General features: G+C 67.5%; 18 protein-coding genes and 1 pseudogene. 11 read left to right on the forward strand and 8 right to left on the reverse strand.

All coding sequences use genetic code 11. The features are described from left to right. Positions 1 to 869, forward strand: an 869-nt coding sequence (locus D477_RS18255; protein WP_005273224.1) for an ABC transporter ATP-binding protein, incomplete at its 5' end; no start/stop codon positions are given. A 14-nt stretch (positions 870 to 883) separates the two neighbouring features. Further along, positions 884 to 1,621: an ABC transporter ATP-binding protein gene (locus D477_RS18260; protein ID WP_005273228.1), complete on the forward strand. Its 738-nt coding sequence runs from the start codon at positions 884 to 886 to the stop codon at positions 1,619 to 1,621. A gap of 203 nt (positions 1,622 to 1,824) precedes the next feature. Here the strand turns inward: D477_RS18260 and D477_RS18265 are convergent, their stop codons facing one another. Together D477_RS18265 and D477_RS18270 are read right to left on the reverse strand one after the other, a co-directional pair. Then, a complete protein-coding gene (locus tag D477_RS18265; RefSeq protein WP_005273234.1) occupies positions 1,825 to 4,437 on the reverse strand; it encodes a heavy metal translocating P-type ATPase in 2,613 nt (870 codons plus the stop codon). After that, positions 4,434 to 5,495 (reverse strand): FecCD family ABC transporter permease, encoded by a 1,062-nt coding sequence (locus D477_RS18270; protein ID WP_005273236.1) that lies wholly within the window; start codon positions 5,493 to 5,495, stop codon positions 4,434 to 4,436. The genes D477_RS18265 and D477_RS18270 overlap by 4 nt, the downstream gene beginning before the upstream one ends. A gap of 127 nt (positions 5,496 to 5,622) precedes the next feature. On the opposite strand from D477_RS18270, the gene D477_RS18275 reads away from it, so the two are divergent. The 3 genes from D477_RS18275 (at position 5,623) to D477_RS18285 (ending at position 8,546) form a co-directional block, all read left to right on the forward strand. Next, the gene (locus tag D477_RS18275; protein ID WP_043847642.1) at positions 5,623 to 6,627 is read left to right on the forward strand and encodes an ABC transporter substrate-binding protein; all 1,005 of its coding nucleotides are present in this window, start codon (positions 5,623 to 5,625) and stop codon (positions 6,625 to 6,627) included. A 229-nt stretch (positions 6,628 to 6,856) separates the two neighbouring features. Continuing rightward, a complete protein-coding gene (locus D477_RS18280) occupies positions 6,857 to 7,318 on the forward strand; it encodes a DUF4383 domain-containing protein (protein WP_005273242.1) in 462 nt (153 codons plus the stop codon). Positions 7,319 to 7,628: 310 nt separating this feature from the next. Continuing rightward, positions 7,629 to 8,546, forward strand: coding sequence for a phosphodiesterase (locus D477_RS18285; RefSeq protein ID WP_005273244.1), 918 nt, complete (start codon positions 7,629 to 7,631; stop codon positions 8,544 to 8,546). Here D477_RS18285 and D477_RS18290 read toward each other — a convergent pair. The 3 genes from D477_RS18290 to D477_RS18300 all read right to left on the reverse strand — a co-directional run bounded on the left by D477_RS18290 (position 8,543) and on the right by D477_RS18300 (position 10,414). After that, positions 8,543 to 9,367, reverse strand: coding sequence for a glycosyltransferase family 4 protein (locus D477_RS18290; RefSeq protein WP_190273587.1), 825 nt, complete (start codon positions 9,365 to 9,367; stop codon positions 8,543 to 8,545). The genes D477_RS18285 and D477_RS18290 overlap by 4 nt on opposite strands. A 343-nt stretch (positions 9,368 to 9,710) precedes the next feature. Then, positions 9,711 to 9,983, reverse strand: a complete 273-nt coding sequence (locus tag D477_RS18295) for a hypothetical protein (protein WP_005273247.1) — start codon at positions 9,981 to 9,983, stop codon at positions 9,711 to 9,713. 89 nt (positions 9,984 to 10,072) lie between these two features. Then, positions 10,073 to 10,414, reverse strand: a complete 342-nt coding sequence (locus D477_RS18300; RefSeq protein WP_005273250.1) for a MerR family transcriptional regulator — start codon at positions 10,412 to 10,414, stop codon at positions 10,073 to 10,075. 111 nt (positions 10,415 to 10,525) lie between these two features. Here D477_RS18300 and D477_RS18305 point away from each other — a divergent pair, with 111 nt between their 5' ends. From D477_RS18305 to D477_RS18320, 4 genes and pseudogenes are all read left to right on the forward strand, one after another. After that, the gene (locus tag D477_RS18305; protein ID WP_005273253.1) at positions 10,526 to 10,948 is read left to right on the forward strand and encodes an Hsp20/alpha crystallin family protein; all 423 of its coding nucleotides are present in this window, start codon (positions 10,526 to 10,528) and stop codon (positions 10,946 to 10,948) included. A gap of 78 nt (positions 10,949 to 11,026) precedes the next feature. Next, a complete protein-coding gene (locus D477_RS21420) occupies positions 11,027 to 11,464 on the forward strand; it encodes a J domain-containing protein (RefSeq protein WP_005273256.1) in 438 nt (145 codons plus the stop codon). 87 nt (positions 11,465 to 11,551) lie between these two features. Then, positions 11,552 to 11,937: pseudogene (locus D477_RS23420) on the forward strand (hypothetical protein). Between the two features lie 148 nt (positions 11,938 to 12,085). Next, positions 12,086 to 12,325, forward strand: coding sequence for a hypothetical protein (locus D477_RS18320; RefSeq protein WP_005273262.1), 240 nt, complete (start codon positions 12,086 to 12,088; stop codon positions 12,323 to 12,325). 60 nt (positions 12,326 to 12,385) lie between these two features. Here D477_RS18320 and D477_RS18325 read toward each other — a convergent pair whose 3' ends face one another. Further along, a complete protein-coding gene (locus D477_RS18325) occupies positions 12,386 to 12,646 on the reverse strand; it encodes a GlsB/YeaQ/YmgE family stress response membrane protein (RefSeq protein WP_005273265.1) in 261 nt (86 codons plus the stop codon). A 208-nt stretch (positions 12,647 to 12,854) separates the two neighbouring features. Between D477_RS18325 and D477_RS18330 the strand changes: the two genes are divergently transcribed. Beyond that, positions 12,855 to 13,838, forward strand: a complete 984-nt coding sequence (locus tag D477_RS18330) for a PfkB family carbohydrate kinase (RefSeq protein WP_005273269.1) — start codon at positions 12,855 to 12,857, stop codon at positions 13,836 to 13,838. Continuing rightward, positions 13,835 to 14,617 carry a 5'/3'-nucleotidase SurE gene (gene surE, locus D477_RS18335; protein ID WP_005273271.1) on the forward strand — a complete coding sequence of 261 codons (783 nt, stop codon included), beginning with the start codon at positions 13,835 to 13,837 and terminating at the stop codon, positions 14,615 to 14,617. The genes D477_RS18330 and surE overlap by 4 nt, the downstream gene beginning before the upstream one ends. 132 nt (positions 14,618 to 14,749) lie before the next feature. On the opposite strand, the gene D477_RS18340 is transcribed toward surE, so the two are convergent. Together D477_RS18340 and D477_RS18345 are read right to left on the reverse strand one after the other, a co-directional pair. After that, entirely contained in the window at positions 14,750 to 14,959 is a 210-nt protein-coding gene (locus tag D477_RS18340; protein WP_043847637.1) for a hypothetical protein, read from the reverse strand. A gap of 113 nt (positions 14,960 to 15,072) precedes the next feature. Further along, positions 15,073 to 16,071: an endonuclease domain-containing protein gene (locus D477_RS18345; RefSeq protein WP_237740830.1), complete on the reverse strand. Its 999-nt coding sequence runs from the start codon at positions 16,069 to 16,071 to the stop codon at positions 15,073 to 15,075. Positions 16,072 to 16,280 lie beyond the last annotated feature (209 nt).

A 16,280-nucleotide genomic window follows, 5' to 3' on the forward strand; every position in this document is an offset into this window, starting at 1 on the left:
GGCGTCCCGCTGCGGCGGCCCCGGCGCCCGGCGCGCTGCTCGAGGTGGACAACCTGACGGTCACTGCCCCGAACGGCAAGGTGCTGGTGGACGGCGTATCGTTCAGCATTCAGCGTGGCCAGGTCGTCGGACTCGTGGGCGAATCAGGTTCAGGTAAATCCATGACTGCGATGACCGTGGCTGGCCTTCTGCCCGAAGGCGTGACCGCCGCGGCCCACACGCTCCGGCTGGACAAGCTGGACCTGTTGGCCCGCAATGACCCGAAAGTGCTGGCAGGGAGCATCGGGCTGGTGTACCAGGACCCGGGGACCACGTTCAATCCCGCGCTGCGGATGGGCCCGCAGCTGACCGAGGTCCAGCGGGTCCATTTGGGCCGCAAGCGCCGGAGCGCGGACCGTGAGATGGTGACGGCGTTGGCCGGGATGTCGATCCGCAACCCGGAGTTGAGGATGGCCCAGCACCCACACGAACTCTCCGGCGGTATGCTCCAGCGGTCGATGATCGCCTCGTCGACCATCGCCGGGCCGAAGCTGCTGATCGCCGACGAGCCCACCACCGCGCTCGACGTGACGGTGCAGGCCGAGGTGCTGCGGAAGTTCCGCAAGGTGAACCGCGAACGCGGCACCGCCCTGCTGTTCATCTCGCATGACATCGGTGTGGTGCAGGAACTCTGCGACGAGGTCCTGGTCATGAACGGAGGCCGCATTCTCGAGCGGCTGACCGGACGCCAACTCAAGGAAGGCCAGGCATCCCACCCATATACCCAGGCGCTGCTGGCGGCCACCCCGAGCATGACCGGGGAGCGCAGGGAACTGGTCGGCGCGCGCTGGAGCCCGACGGACACAGACCAGGACGGAGTGGAGCAATGAAAGGAACGACGACGATGGACAGCATCTCCCTTTCCACAGTGGCTGGAGTGCAGGCCTGCGGCGGAACCGCGGCCGCCCCGCTGCTCGAGGTCGACGACGTCGTGGTCGAACTCGGCTCGGGCGCCGCCCGGGCGCGGATCCTGAACCATGTCAGCCTCACCGTGCGCCGCGGACAGACCTTGGGGCTGGTGGGCGAGTCCGGCTCCGGGAAATCCACGCTGGCCAAGACCCTGGTCGGTAATCTGGTGCCCGCCAGCGGGACGATCCGCTTCGACGGTAGGGATACGAAAGGGCTGAAGGGAACCAGGTTGCGAACGCTGCGCCGACAGGTTCAGCTGATTCCCCAGGATCCGTACTCGTCATTGAACCCGCGGCGGACCATCGGACAGGCGCTCGCCGAGGCCATTGATCCGCGCGGCGGCAATCCCCGGCGCCACTCGCGGGATATCGCCGAGTGGCTGGAGCGCGTCTCGTTGCCGGCCGAGGCCGCTACGCGCTACCCGCATGAGTTCTCCGGCGGCCAGCGGCAACGCATCGCCATCGCGCGGGCGCTGGCCGTCCGGCCGGAGCTCATCATCGCCGACGAAATCACCTCTGCGCTGGACCTGACCACCCAGGCGGACATCCTCAACCTCCTGGCCAAGCTGCGCCGCGACCTGGAGACTGACGATGCTGTTCATCTCGCACAACCTTGCAGTGGTCCGCCACGTCAGCGACGAAGTCGCGGTGCTCTACCACGGCGACTTGGTTGAGTCGGGTCGTATGGAGCAGATCTACTCCTCTCCGTCGCATGCCTACACCCGGAAGCTGCTGGACTCTGTGCCCGGCGGACCCGGCTTCAACATCGACGGCGACGTCCTCGGGAGCGCCACACCTGAGTAGGCACCCAGGCGGGTGGCCCGGAAACCAGGCCACCCGCCGTCGTACTGGGAGGGGGAGGGGTGCGAGGTGCGGGTCAGGACGCCCGGACGGTGAAGGGCGCGGTGATGATGCGGCCGTCGGCGAGGCAGAACTGGCCCCACAGGCGGTAGAGCCCGGGCTCGTCGAAGTGCGCGTGGACGTCCAGTTCGGGTCCGAACCTCTGCCCGGGGAGGGCGAAGACGGGGTTGCCGCTGGCGTCCTCGACGTCGGCGTGCTCGTGGGCAAAATCGGTGCCGCCGTCGCCCATGATCACGACGTGGCCGGCGGCAGCGAGGTAGGGCTGGAGGTTGTCGAGCGGTCGGCCGGTGGCGGCGTCGGTGAAGCTGAAGGCGAGCTCGCTGGTGCGGCCCGCGGCAGCCTCGCCGTCGAGCCTGATGCGGACGCCGTCGACCACCTGCTCCCGCGGCGTGGGGACCAGGCCCGCCGCGGCCGGAACCGGTCCGCCGATGGCGAGCTGCTGGGCGTGGTGGATGTCCGCCATGTCGCCCTGCCGCCTGAACTCGGTGTTGACCAGGTAGGTGCCGCCGGTGGGGAAGACGGCGTCGACGGCGAGCTGGCCCGGCCGGCCCGTGGGCTCGGGGTGCAGATGCGCGAAGGTTCCAAGGTCCGCGCGCGTGATGATCAGGTGCATCCAGACTTCGTGGCTGCGCCCGAGGTCCTCGAGCGGTGCGCCGGTTTCCGCGTCGGCCAGGCTGATGAGCAGCCGCGCGGGCTCGCCGGGGCGCACGTGGGCCGGGACGTCGATCCGCACGGAGACGCCGGCATCGTCGGCCGGGGTGGGCGGGACGTCGGTGGTCATCATGGTGCTCATGGCAGGCCGCATGGGCATCCCGGTGGACTGGGTCCAGGCGAGCACGCCGTTCATGCCACGCTGGGCGGCATCGGTGTGGCTGAGCAGGGTCAGGGCAGTGCCGACGGCGAGGGAGACGGCGGCGACGCCGGCCAGGTACGCGTAGTGGCTCATCCGGGTGCGCAGCGGCGGGCGCAGGATCTCCTCGACGCCGGCCGGGCGGCGGAAGCGGCGCAGGCGCAGGGCGTTGCTGACCACGCTGACCGAGCTCATCGCCATGGCGGCGGAGGCGAGGATGGGATCCAGCAGCACGCCGGCGAAGTACAGTGCGCCGGCGGCGACGGGGATGAGCAGGATGTTGTAGGCGAACGCCCAGAACAGGCCCTGCTTGATGGTGGCGACCGTGCGCCGGGACAGCGCGATGGCGGAGACGATGCCGCGCAGGTCTCCGCCGACCAGGGTGATGTCCGAGGCGGCGATGGCGACGTCGGTGCCGGTGCCAATGGCAATGCCGAGGTCGGCCTGCGCCAGCGCGGGCGCGTCGTTGATGCCGTCCCCGGCCATCGCCACCACGTGCCCGTCCTGCTGCAGGGCGCGGATGCGCTCGGCCTTGTCCGCCGGAAGCACCTCGGCCATCACATGCTCAATGCCGACGGCGCGGGCCACGGACGCGGCGGTGGCGGCGTTGTCCCCGGTGAGCATCCAGACCTCGGCGCCGAGGGCCTTCAGCTGCGCGATGGCCTCGGCGGATTCGGGGCGGATGGTGTCCGCGACGGTGAGCAGCGCGGCGGCCTGGAGGTCGACGGCGGTGAACAGGGGCGTCTGCCCGGCACCGGCGGCTTCGCGGGCTGCTGCGGCCAGTCGGGAGGTGTCCACGCCGTGGGCGTCCATGAGCGCCTGGTTGCCGATCAGCATCCGGCGGCCATCCACGGTGGCGTCGATGCCGTGGCCAGGCAGCGCTTCGAACCGCTGCACCACCGGCAGGTCCAGGGCGCGCTCGCGGGCGGCGGCGGCGATCGCTTCGCCCACGGGGTGCTCGCTGCCGGTTTCGGCGGGGGCTGCGAGGGCCAGGATCCGGTCCGCGTCCCACGAACCGAGCGGCGTAACGGCGGAGAGGCCCGGCTTGCCCGTGGTGATGGTGCCGGTCTTGTCCAGCACGACGGCGGTCAGCCGGCGGGCCTGTTCCAGCGCCTCCCCATTGCCGATCAGGATGCCGAGCTCGGCGGCCTTGCCGGTCCCGACCAGCACCGCCGTCGGGGTGGCCAGGCCGAGGGCGCAGGGGCAGGCGATGATCAGCACCGCGATGGCGGTTCCGATGGCCAGCGTCAGCCGGCCGGTCTCCTGGCCGAACAGCGCCCAGCCGGCGAACGTGGCGGCGGCGATGACCAGCACGGCGACGGCACCGAGCGAGGCGCCGGCGGTGACGCCCAGGATGTCCGGGCTCGCCAGCGGGTTGCGGGCGACGGTCTGGGTGAGCGCGCCGGCGGCGGCGAGGCAGGCTCCGGCCACCACGGCGGCGGCCATTCGCGGCGCGCGGAACTCCGTCACGGCCAGGTGGATCTTCGAATCGGACTCGTCGCCGAAGAGCGCCGCCAGCACCTGGCCGTACGGCAGGACGGTGCCGCCGTGCGCCAGGTGCAGCGCCATCGCGGCGACCAGCAGGACGGCCAGCACCGCGCCGACGGCCAGGCCGCGCGGCTGGATCCGGATGGACACTGGGCCGGCCTGCAGCGCGCGGACCGAGCGGAAGGACGGCCGCCGATCGGCGGCGCCAGCCGAGCGGAAGGACGGCCCCCGATCGGCAGCGCCAGCCGAGCGGACGGACGCTTGCCGCCGCGGACGGAAGGAAACGCTCATACCGTCACCAGCCGCCGTCGTCGTGCCAAATAGACAAAGAAGGGCGCACCGACAATCGCCAGGACCACGCCCACGGACAGCTCGCCGGGCCGGGCGATGACGCGGCCGGCCGTATCAGCCAGCAGGAGCAGCGCCGCCCCGGCCACCGCGGAGGCCGGCACCAGCCAGCGGTAGTCCGCGCCGACCAGCGCGCGGGCCAGATGCGGCACCAGCAGCCCGGCGAACGCGATCGGCCCGGCCATTGTCACCGCGGAGCCGGCCAGCAGGGTGATCGCGGCGATCCCGCTGCAGCGCGCGCCCAGCACCGAGATGCCGAGCGACCGCGCCGTGTCCTCGCCGAGGGCCAGCGCGTTCAGCGCGGAGATGTTCAGCAGCGCGAGCACCAGCCCGGCCAGCAGGAACGGCCAGAGCGCGGGCAGCACATCGGTCCGCATGGCGAGGGAGCCGACCTGCCAGAAGCGCAGCGTGTCCAGCGCGGCCTCGTTCAGCAGCGCGATCCCGGTGACCGCGCCGCTGCACAGGGCGCTGACCGCGGCGCCGGCCAGGACCAGCGTGACCGGCGTGGAGCCATGCCGCGAGGCCGAGCCGACCAGGAAGACGAAGATGCTCGCCCCCAGTGCGCCGCCGAAGGCCAGCATCGCCTGGGCCAGCGGCAACACCTGCCCGGCCACCGCCGTGACCGCTACGATCGCCAACGCCGCGCCCTGGTTGATGCCGAGTAACCCCGGATCTGCCACCGCATTGCGGGTGTGCCCCTGCGTTACCGTGCCCGCCACGCCCAGGCAGATGCCGGCGGCGATGCCGGTCAGCGTGCGCGGCCAGCGCAGTTCGCGGATCGTCACGTCCATCGTGGTGCCCGTCGGAGTGAACAGCGCGTGCCAGGCGTCCGCGAGCGACGACGGCTGGCTGCCCACGCACACGCTCGCCACCACTGCCACGGCGAGCAGCAGCGCCAGGGCAGCCAGCCGGGACTTGCGCCGGACACGTCCGACGCCGGGAGCTGGGCCTGGTGCGGCCGTTGCGGCAGGCGGGGCTACCGGTGAGGGAATGGTTTTCACACGTGTGCTTCTATTACGTCAGGTTTGTGGTGCGTATTTCGGGACAACTGCTACAGTCTACGACGGATCCAAGCTAAGGCTAACCTTAGTGTCAGTCATCACCCGTTCACCGTTCGAGAGAGACACCGTGAAATCACGCACCCTGAGCAAGTTGTGGGCCGTCGCGGCCGGCGCAGCCTTGCTGGCCACGTCCGCCTGCGGGGCCCCTGCGGCCACCGGCGAAGAAGCCGAGACCCCCGCCGCCGGCAGCGGCTTCCCGCTGACCATCGAGCACGCCATGGGCTCGACCACCATTGAAGAGCAGCCCCAGCGCGTCGTCGCCCTGGACCCGAGCTACATGGATGCGGCCCTGCTGCTGGAGGCCGACCTCGCCGGCTACGTCCAGTACCGCCAGGACCCGGACAAGCCGTTTGCCGAGTACCTGGGCGATGTGGAAGCCGCCACCGCGGAGTCGGTCAACGTCGGCACCTTGGCAGAACCGAACCTGGAGAAGATCCTCGAGCTGGAGCCGGACCTGATTGTCTCCGCGCAGGTCCGCCACGAGGCCCTCTACGACCAGCTGTCGAAGATCGCGCCGACCATCTTCTCGGTCAGCACCGGCCCGACCTGGAAGGAAAACGTGTCCTTCCTCGGCGAGGCGCTGGGCAAGAAGGAAAAGGCCGACGAACTCGTGGCCGCCTACGAGGAGCGCGCCAAGGCCGTGGGCGAGGAAATCCTGGCCAAGGACCCGGAGGCAACCTACTCGCTGGTCCGCTTCGCCGGCGAAGACACCGCGCGGCTGTACTCCTCGAACTCCTTCATCGGGGAGATCATGGCGGACATGGGCATCCCGCGGCCCGAGGGCGCCCCGGACACCACCGAAGAGATCTTCGTTCCGCTCTCCGCCGAGCAGATCCTCAAGGGCGACGCCTCGCTGGTCATGGTCAGCGCGTGGACCCCGCCGGGTGCCGAAGGTGATGCCTCCCGGGCCCAGCAGGAGAAGTTCGAGTCCAACCCGCTCTGGAAGCGGCTGCAGGGTGACGTGATCCATGTCGACGACGAAACTTTCGTCGCGTCGGTCAGCATCCAGGGCGCGCACGCCGTCATCACCGATCTGGCCGAGCACTACGGCGTCGACCCGCACCTGCCGTAGGACTGTCACTGCGCAGACAAGTAGCTGCGTCAGTCGAAGGAAGGGCCGGGCCTGCCGCTGAATCCCAGTGGCACGGCCCGGCCCTTGGCATGTGCGGAAAGGGGAGCCCTGCAGGTGCCAAGCTCTCCCAATTAATTGCAAAGCCTGCTTACTATGTAGGTGACACGTCGTCTCGTGCCACCGAGCCAGGCCCAGCCGGGACCGGCAATCATAGATGGGGAGAATCGCCATGAGCGCATCAGACCGTATTGAAACCCGTGGAACCGGCCGAACGAATGTGCAGAAGGCGGCACTGGCAGTAGGCGCAGTCTTCCTGCTGGTAGGCATCCTGGGATTCATTCCTGGCATTACAACCAACTACGACCAATTGGCCGGCGCCGGACATGAATCGGAAGCCATGCTACTGGGAATATTCCAGGTCTCCATCCTCCACAACATCGTCCATCTGCTGTTCGGTATCGCCGGCATCGCCTTGGCGCGAAGCATTTCCGGCGCCCGCAACTACCTTGTATGGGGCGGCGCGGTTTATCTCGTCCTGTGGCTGTACGGGCTCTGGATCGACAAGGAGGGCGCTGCCAACTTCGTCCCGGTCAATACCGCCGACGACTGGCTGCACTTTGTCCTCGGTGCGGCGATGATCGCTCTTGGTGTGCTGCTGACCCGCAGCCGCACCCGGACAGGACGCGTTTAGCACCGCCCGTGCGGCGGCAGGGGGAGCGCAGATTCCGGTGTGCCCGGCCAGAGGAATTTCGGTCGCCAGGGTCCTGACGGGAGTGCCCGCCGGGACCCTGGTTTACCTGCCCTGACCGCGCGCGGGTGATCGTCAGTTCTCCTCATTCGGATACGGCGCACCTGCCGCCAATCCGTAAGCGGCATACGCCGACCCAGCTGATCTTGCCATTGCGCCACCCAAGACTGCAGCCCTAGGTAATGTGAGGTACAGGAGCGATGGACGTAGCCGCTGCCGCCGGACAGCAACCACTAGAGGATGGAAGGTGTGCATGGAGCTGACCCCAGCACAGTACCCGCACCCGACACACGTCGTCGTTCATCTGAGCGATACGCACCTGGTTGCCGGTACAACTCTGTATGGGTCAGTGGACAGCCAGGCAAGGCTGGTGCAAATTCTCGATGAGCTTGAAGGTTCAGGGGTCCGTCCCGATGTCATCGCGGTAACCGGCGACCTCACGGACAAGGGTGATCCACTGGCGTATGAGAAGCTGCGGGAGATGGTTGAGCCTGTCGCAGTCCGGCTCGGGGCCGAACTCATTTGGGTTATGGGCAATCATGACAAGCGGGAGCACTTCCGGCAGGTGATGCTGGACGAGCCACCGGATGACAGGCCGGTAGACCGGACCTACTGGGTCGGGGATCTGCGGGTGATTGCGCTTGATACGTCGGTGCCGGGCTTCCACCACGGAGAGATCAGCCCGAAGCAGCTCGACTGGTTGGCGGAGGAGCTGCGGACGCCGGCGAAGGACGGAACCGTGCTGGCCATTCACCATCCGCCGGTACCGAGTATCCAGGAACTGGCCGTCCTGACCGAACTACGCGACCAGCAGGAACTTGAGAATGTGGTCAAAGGCAGCGACGTCCGGGTCATCCTGGCCGGCCACCTGCACTACCCGGCGTCTGGGTCCTTCGCTGGCGTACCCGTGTCTGTTGCTCCCGCAACCAGCTACACCCAGGACCTCAATACCAGTACCGGAGTCCGCGGGCGCGACGGCGGGCAAGGCTACAGCCTGGTCCACCTCTACGAGGACACTCTTCTCATCTCCGTGGTGACAACAGGCAGGTATTCGACAGTAGGACGGCCGATCACCGGCGAGGAAAGCGCCAAGCTGCTGGACGCTGCCGGCATTTACATCCCCGAACCTGCTGAGGGCAATGGGCCTGGCCCGGATACGGGTGCTGCCTAGGGCAGGTGGCGGCGGAGTTCATTCGCCAACAGTTTGCCCACGACCTCCTGCCGGTAACGCTGCCGGATCACTTCACGTGCGTTGTGGCGCAGGGTAGCGAGGTCGGCGCCGTTGTTCACGGCTCTGCGGAGGCAGTGCCGGAGGCTTTCCACCGACGGTTCCGCCCACTGCTGTCCGCGGAATTCGGGCCACTCGCGAACGGCAGTCTCTGGGACATCGGCCAGGTCGAAATCGATGAGCAGCGAGTTGCTGCTGTCCATGAAGTCCAGTTGTCCGCCCCATCCGGTGCCGATTGCGAGCAGGCCGCAGGCCATCGCTTCCATGAACGGACGCCCCCACGCTTCGCCCCGCGTGGGCAGGACGAAAGCGTGGGCTTCGGCGTAGAGCCGGCGCAAGGCAGGGGGCTGGAGGGCTTCCTCAAGCAGGCGCACTCGCGGCGGGTTGCGGAATTTCGATTGGATGGCCGCGACGGTAGTGGGAATGTTGCAGTCTTCCGGGACAAGGGGGTCGGCGCGGATAAGGAGCTCAACATCATCGTCGGCGGTGAACTCCTGGCAGTAGGCCTCCAGCAGCACGTCCCAGCCTTTACGGTACTGCCACTTGAAGACGGAGAGGAACCTGAACGTTCCGGTTCGGGGATAGGGAGGGGACCGGGTTTCCAGCCACCGATCTTCGATGGCCTCGGGAAGGACCCGGACCTTGGCTGCCGGCACTCCGCCGGCGGCAAGGGCGGCGGCGTTGAAATGGGATGGCACCCAGATTTCGTCGACTTTCCCGGCGCGGTTAAGCCAGTCGGGTGGGACCGATGCCGTCTCGAACACTGCGCGCCAGATCCTGGGGCTCTTTGGAAGATCCGCCCAGCCATGGTCGTGCCACAGGACATGCAGCACCGTAACGTCGGGCTTCCTAAGACAGTTGGGCGTGTCGGGCACGGGCATGGGGCGATGCCCCGGGCCTACGGACACCCGGTGGACATGGAATCCCTCAGCCTGCAAGCCGTCGATGTAGCTGCGGGCTTCGATCGCCAGCCCGCTCTGTGTGTCGAAACGGCCGCGCCATTCAACACAACCCTGAGACCTGACCAACCGTCGGTCCTTCCGTCAGGAGGCCGGCCGGAAACGAGGTCCGTAGGGAAGCGATCCGCCGGGCCGGTCCCGCCGCCGTTCAGTCTGTGGTCTCGGCCGGAGGTGCCTCTTCGAGGTACCGCTCGCCGTGGCCGCCGTCGCGCACCGTGAAGTTGTCTTCAATGTATTCGATGGCTGCCGCATCGACCGGACCGGGCGGGGTAACCGGATCATCCAGGACGGTTCGGTCCGCGTCGCCGTAGACCTGCGCCAGGCCCTTCGCATCCGGGGTCACTTCACCCTCGTTGAGCACTTCCTGGTCCCGTGTCACGCGGCCGGAGCCGTCGGCGTTGTCTTTCCGTTCCTGGTTCATGGTTCCTCCTCTGCGGCATTTGCGCCGTCTTCCCAGCTAAGCACCAATGCCGGATGCGCGGAACAGACTAGGGAAAGTCCGCCCCCTCGTCAGCCCTCGCCGGGGCCTTTGCCGGTCTTGTTCTTCCCGGCTTGGTCCTGCGCGGCCTTGAGTTCCCGGTGCAGCGCGGCGTTGTCCTCCTCCAGCTGCAGCACCTTGCCTACCCCAGCCAGGTTCAGCCCGTCCTCCACGAGCTCGCCGATCCGCCGCATCCGGTTGACGTCGTTCTGGCTGTAGCGCCGGGTGCCGCCTTCCGTTCGGGCCGGCTCGACCAACCCCTTGCGTTCATACAGCCGCAGCGTCTGCTCGCCCACGCCGACCAGATCCGCGGCCACGGAGATCGCGTATACGCCCTGATCAGAGGTGTCCCGCCGCTCTTTATCTGCTGCCACTTTTCCTCCAAAAACCTCTTGCAAACATGATACACATGAGTCATAATTTCTGTGTCGGAAGACATAGGTAATCTTCCGGCCATAGTGCAAGAAGAACTGAAGGAGGCAGTCATGTTGATGAGAACCGATCCATTCCGTGAGCTGGACCGCCTGACCCAGCAGGTCTTCGGAACACAGGGTCGCCCGGCGGCTATGCCCATGGATGCGTGGCGCGAAGGTGACGAGTTCGTCGTCGAACTCGACCTGCCGGGTGTGGATCCCGGGACAATCGACCTGGACGTCGAGCGCAATGTCCTGACCGTCGGCGCCGAGCGCAAGTCCCGCATCGAGGACCGCGAGGAAGTCCTTGCGGCCGAGCGGCCCGCAGGCCGGTTCAGCCGCCAGCTGATCCTGGGCGACACCCTCGACACGGACGCGGTCACGGCAAATTACGACGCTGGCGTGCTGGTTTTGCGGATCCCCATCCGTGAGCAAGCCAAGCCACGCAAGATCGAAATCACCAGCAGCGATACCAGGCAGCAGATCAACGCATGATCTGCCGATGAGCGCACAAGCCGGCGGCTCCCGCCACAGTGCGGGGCCGCCGGCGCGTGCGGTTTCAGCGAGGTTGCCATGGACGAGCCGGATCTCTATGCCATCCTCCGCGTGCCGCCGACGGCCAGCCAGGAGGACATCCGTCGTGCCTACCGGGCCTTGCTGCGCGAGCATCATCCGGACCTGCACAAGCAGCAGGACGCTGTCTCGGCCCGGCGGCAGGCGCGCATCATGGCCGCCATCCTGCACGCCTACAAGGTCCTTTCCGATCCCGAGCGGCGCGCCGCCTACGACCGCAACCGGCGGCAAGCGGACTACCGGGACCAAGCCGGCCAAGCCCCGGCTCAACCTGCCGGACAGTGGATCGGCGTGCGCGTGCACCGGGATCGCGATCGTGCGGGCGGCGATGCCGGCGCGGGCTATCGGGACGACGCCGTATGGCTCTTCCCGAACGAGTCGCCGCTGCGCCCGCCGCCGGATGTTTTCGAGCGGGTCTTCCGGTGGTTTTTCCGGTAGACAGCTGTTGGCGCGACGGACGCCGGGGAGAGTCCGGAATCCGAACCAAATGCAGTACAAATAGAGTCGAGAGAAGGAGCGCATCCCATGTCCAGCTGGCGCCGGTACGACTACCACCTGTTCCCGATCTTCCATGAGCGGTTCGAAGAACGCTGGGGCCCGGCACAGCGCCCTTCCTGGATCCGAGCGTCTTCGATGAAGACCAGCCCCGGCCCCGCGCACAGTGGATCAATGTCGACACAGGTGCCGCAGTCGCCGTCGTACCCGTCTGGGAAGATGACCGCAAGCACCGTTCCTTTGCCGTCTTCTATCTGCCCCCGGCGGGAGGGATCTGGGCGCTGCGCCCCGGCTACACCGAGTACATCGAGGCGGAGGCCAACGGCGACGGAGAGCAGGTCGCGCTGCGCAACGACTCGTTCAAGAAGGCCGTGGCGCACGCCGAAGAGTTCATTTTCGGCCACCGGCACGCGTGACCGACCGGCGCTGATTCACCCTGCCGGCAGCAGGAGGAACTGCGGGAAGGCGGCGGGACGAGCACCAGTAATGACGAGCACCAGTAATGGGAGTTGCGGACCTGGCTGGAGGCTGGCCTCGAGCCGCGAGGATCAGGAGAATGGGCCCATGGAAAACGCAGTTCCCGACCAGTTCATCGCCGCGCCCCGCGACATGCTTGGCATGAACGCGTGGCTCGGTCCCGCCGACGGACGCGTCACCACAACCTGGACGCCGGAGGCGGGCGTGATGGTCCATATCGAAGAGGCCGAGGACCTGAGCTTCGCCGAGGCCGAAGAACTCCTGGCTCAGCTGTCCAACGTGCTGAGCGAGCTCAACGACGTGGGTACGCAGCCCGGACGCACTTGAGCCCCCGGGCGGGAGGGCCCGGGGGCTCAAGTCGCTGCGCTATGCCTGTCGGCGCAGCCGCTACCGTCGGACGCTGCGGCGGCCGGCCATGCCTTCGGCCACGCCGATCAGCAGCACCGCCGCGATCACGGCGACAATGAAGCCGAGGATATTCAGCTCGAAGATGTCGCCGGTGCCCAGGAGGTTGGCGATGACGCCTCCGATGACTGATCCGGCCAGGCCCAGCAGCAGCGTGGCCAGCAGACCCAGGTTCTGCCGTCCGGGCTTGATCAGGCGGGCGAGGGCTCCGATAACGAGCCCGGCGATGATGAAACCGATCATGAATGCCTCCTAAGTTGGTTCTACCGAAACAATAAGCATACTTAGCAAGACGGAGCAACCCGGCCGGCCGGTTCCGGCAAACCCCTCGCGCGCCGGACTGGTCGGCGTTAGATTGAGCCTGAGAGGCGTCATCCAGCGCCACCACTCGCACGGCGACCGACAGCCGGGCGAACCCATAGAACACAACGGCGCACGAGGAGGAACAGCCATGGGCGCAGTCGTGATATTTGCTCCTTCACCGGTCCTGACCGTCACGATCGAAGACCTTGACGGCGAACAGGACATCCATATCCACGCCGGCGGGCAGGGAGTCTGGCAGGCCCGCATGCTGCACGCGCTCGGAGCCTCAGTGACGCTGTGCGGCGTGTTCTCGGGCGAAACCGGCCGCGTAGCCCGCCACTTGCTGCGGGACGAGGGCATCCAGGTGCTGTCCGTCGAAGGGCAGGGCAGCAACGGGGCCTACGTGCATGACCGGCGCGGCGGCGAGCGGCAGGTCCTCGCCGAATCGTCCGGCCACCGGCTGACCCGCCACGAACTGGACGAGCTGTACGGCCTGGTCATCCAGGCCGGGATCGACGCCGGCACGGCCATCCTGAGCGGACCGGCGATCGAGGGAATCGTGCCGGACGACGCCTACCGCCGGCTGGCCTCGGACCTGGGGACCGCCGGCTGCACCGTCATCGCGGACCTCGCCGGGCCGCGCCTCGAAGCAGCCGTCAGCGGCGGCGTCTCGGTGATGAAAATCGCCGACGACGAACTCAAGGACAGCGGCCGGGCCGCCTCGGAGCAGGCCACCGACCTCGTCGACGCCATGCAGCAGCTCGCCGCGGACGGCGCCGGCACCGTGATCGTCACGCGCGCGCACCTGCCGTCGCTGCTCCTGCACGAGGGCGATGTCAGCGAGATCCACATGCCGTCGCTGGAAAGCGTGGACACCCACGGCGCCGGCGACTCCCTCACGGCCGGGGTCGCCGCCGCGCTCGCAGCTGGCAAGCCCATCCACGACGCCGTCATCCTCGGCACCGCCGCCGGCGCCCTCAACGTCACCCGGCACGGCCTCGGCACCGGCGACGCCGACACGATCGAGCAGCTGACCCGGCTGGTCAAGATCATGCCGTTCCAGGGCGGCGGCGCCGAACCGGCCGAGCAATCGAGCCCCGACGACTTGGCGAGGAGGCTGGGCCGCAAATGAACAAGCCCAAGATCCTGGTAACTAACGACGACGGCATCGAGTCCCCGGGGCTGCACGCCTTGGCCGCGGGGCTGGCGGCCGAGGGGCTGGACGTCACGATCGCAGCGCCGGCCTCGGAGGCCAGCGGCAGCAGCGCGTCGATCACCGCCGTCGAAAATGACGGCCGCATCCAGGTCGAGGAGCGGGAGATCGAAGGCCTGGACGGGATCACCGCCTATGCCGTCTACGGGGCGCCCGCGTTCATCGCCATGATCTCCACCCACGGCGCCTTCGGTGATCCGGCGGATGTCATCTTCTCCGGCATCAACCGCGGCGCGAATGTCGGCCGGGCGATCCTGCACTCCGGCACGGTCGGCGCCGCGCTGACCGCCGGCGTGAACGGCGGCCGCGGCATCGCCGTCTCCCTGGACACCGGGCTCAAGCCACCCGAGCTGCACTGGGAGCGCGGGGCGCGCCTGGCCGCCGGGCTGCTGCCGTTCCTGATGGACCAGGCGCCGGGCACCGTGCTGAACCTCAACGTGCCTAACCTGGCCGGCGCCGAGCTGCCGCAGTACCGCGCGGCGACGCTGGCCGAGTTCGGCATCGTGCAGACCACGTTGGCCGAGCGCGGACACCAGCACGTCCGGCTATCCGTCGAAGACACCACCGGCGAAGCGCACGAGGACAGCGACTTCAAGCTGCTCGCGGCCGGCTTCGCGCCCGTCACCGCGATCCAGGCCGTCACTGAAGCTCAGATCCCCGGGCTCCAGGACAGCCTGCCCCAGCTCCCCAGGTCCTAGCCGCCTGGCCCCGCCCCCGTTACCTTTCCCACGCTGGTTGTAGAGAAACCCTCCCTTCCGGCGCGTTATCGGTAACGTTTCCTCCCAATGAACTCAGGGGAGGGGGCGCGTCGGAGCGTTCCGCCGCTTCCGTCAACTGGTGCGATGAATGGTGAAGTCGTCGACCGAGAGGGTCCGGCGGCGGTTTTGCTCGTCCTCGCGGATCCAAAGCAGGCCCAGTCCAGGGGCGGTGTCCCTGACCTGTCCGCGATAGCAAGCGTCCCCGCGCCGGGCTTCAATGCGGTCGCCGCGGCGGATGACCGAGATGTCGCTGACGCGGTTGCGGCTGGGTTCGGTATGCATGATGTCCTCCAGACTTGTGTTTCCAACTGGAGTCGCCGTCGACTGCTTCCCATTTTCCGGCCGGAAGATTGCCATCGGATTTCGGCAAGGTTATTTCCGTGGGAATCGGCCGTTCACGCGGCGGGGGCGGTCCCGTCCCATCCTCGTTGGATCAGCCTCTGGCGGATCACGCTGACAGCTTTCCGAGCGCCATCGGCCATGAAGGATCTGCTGATGCGGATCTCCTCCCATCCGGCAGCGCGGACCCAATGTCCTCGTTTGACGTCCTTGTCCACCTGGCGGGGTTCGCTGTGATGATCGCCCTCGTATTCAATTGAAAGCCGGTACTCCGGGTAGGACAGGTCCGGGGAAGGACCTTCCATTCCGTCATCGCCGATGATGGGCCGGTTCAAGACCGGCTCCGGCAGGCCGGCGCGTTGAATGGCCAGACGAAGCCGCGTCTCCTGCGGCGAATCAGCGCCGATACGGGCGAGCTCAAGGGCCTCCCGAGCCTTCCTGATTCCCCGCTTTTTCGGATGACGTTTGATCAAGTCGTCCAGTCGTTGCAGCGTGGAATACGGCCTGTGGCGTCCTTCGAGGTTGTATCGCGGCTTGCGGATGAGGTGGTCGACGATGGCTACGAGATCATCCAGGTCCATATATTCACAGAGATCGAGCCACGTCCGTTCCCGGGACGTGAGCAAGATTCCCCTGAACGTTGTCACCTCGTCGGGGAATACCATCCCGCGATGGGTGACCACGCCCTTCCTCCCCACACGCCCGTACTTGGGAGGCCGGACAACATGGATCGGATCCTCAGCGAACTCTTCATTGCTCGGCGCAGGCAGCCGTAGCAACCGGGCAGCTGTGAAATGGGATGCAGCACAATGCCGATTGACGCGGACATAGACACTGACTCGGGAAGAAAACTCAAGCTCGAGTCCGGCCGGAACCCGGAGGCTGCGCCCCAGCTTCTCAACCGTTTTGTTCGCCATTCGCTTGTCGCTCAACCCGGCCTTCCGCCCTTCCTCTATGGTGAAGGCCGTTTTGCTGAGCGGGCGGGGGAGCGGGGTCGGCTTGCGCATGCCGGCCAGTATCGTCCAAACACACGCATCCTTGCCCAAGTTATCCACAGGGCCAAGGATGGGAGGGATCCCACGACTGACGCAGGCAGCCGGACCGCTGTTCATTTCGACCTTGTGGCCAACCACTCGTCGCCCGATTCAACAGCACCTTGGGTGGAGAGAAACGTGACCGAGCGGCGCTGATGCGGGTGCTTTTCATTCCAGTCAGCCGGGGAGGGGCGCCGGATGGGCGGGGAGGGGTGCCGGAGGGGCGCCGG

The sequence above is a fragment of the Arthrobacter crystallopoietes BAB-32 genome, from assembly GCF_000328305.2.
GTDB classification, from domain to species: domain Bacteria; phylum Actinomycetota; class Actinomycetes; order Actinomycetales; family Micrococcaceae; genus Crystallibacter; species Crystallibacter crystallopoietes_A.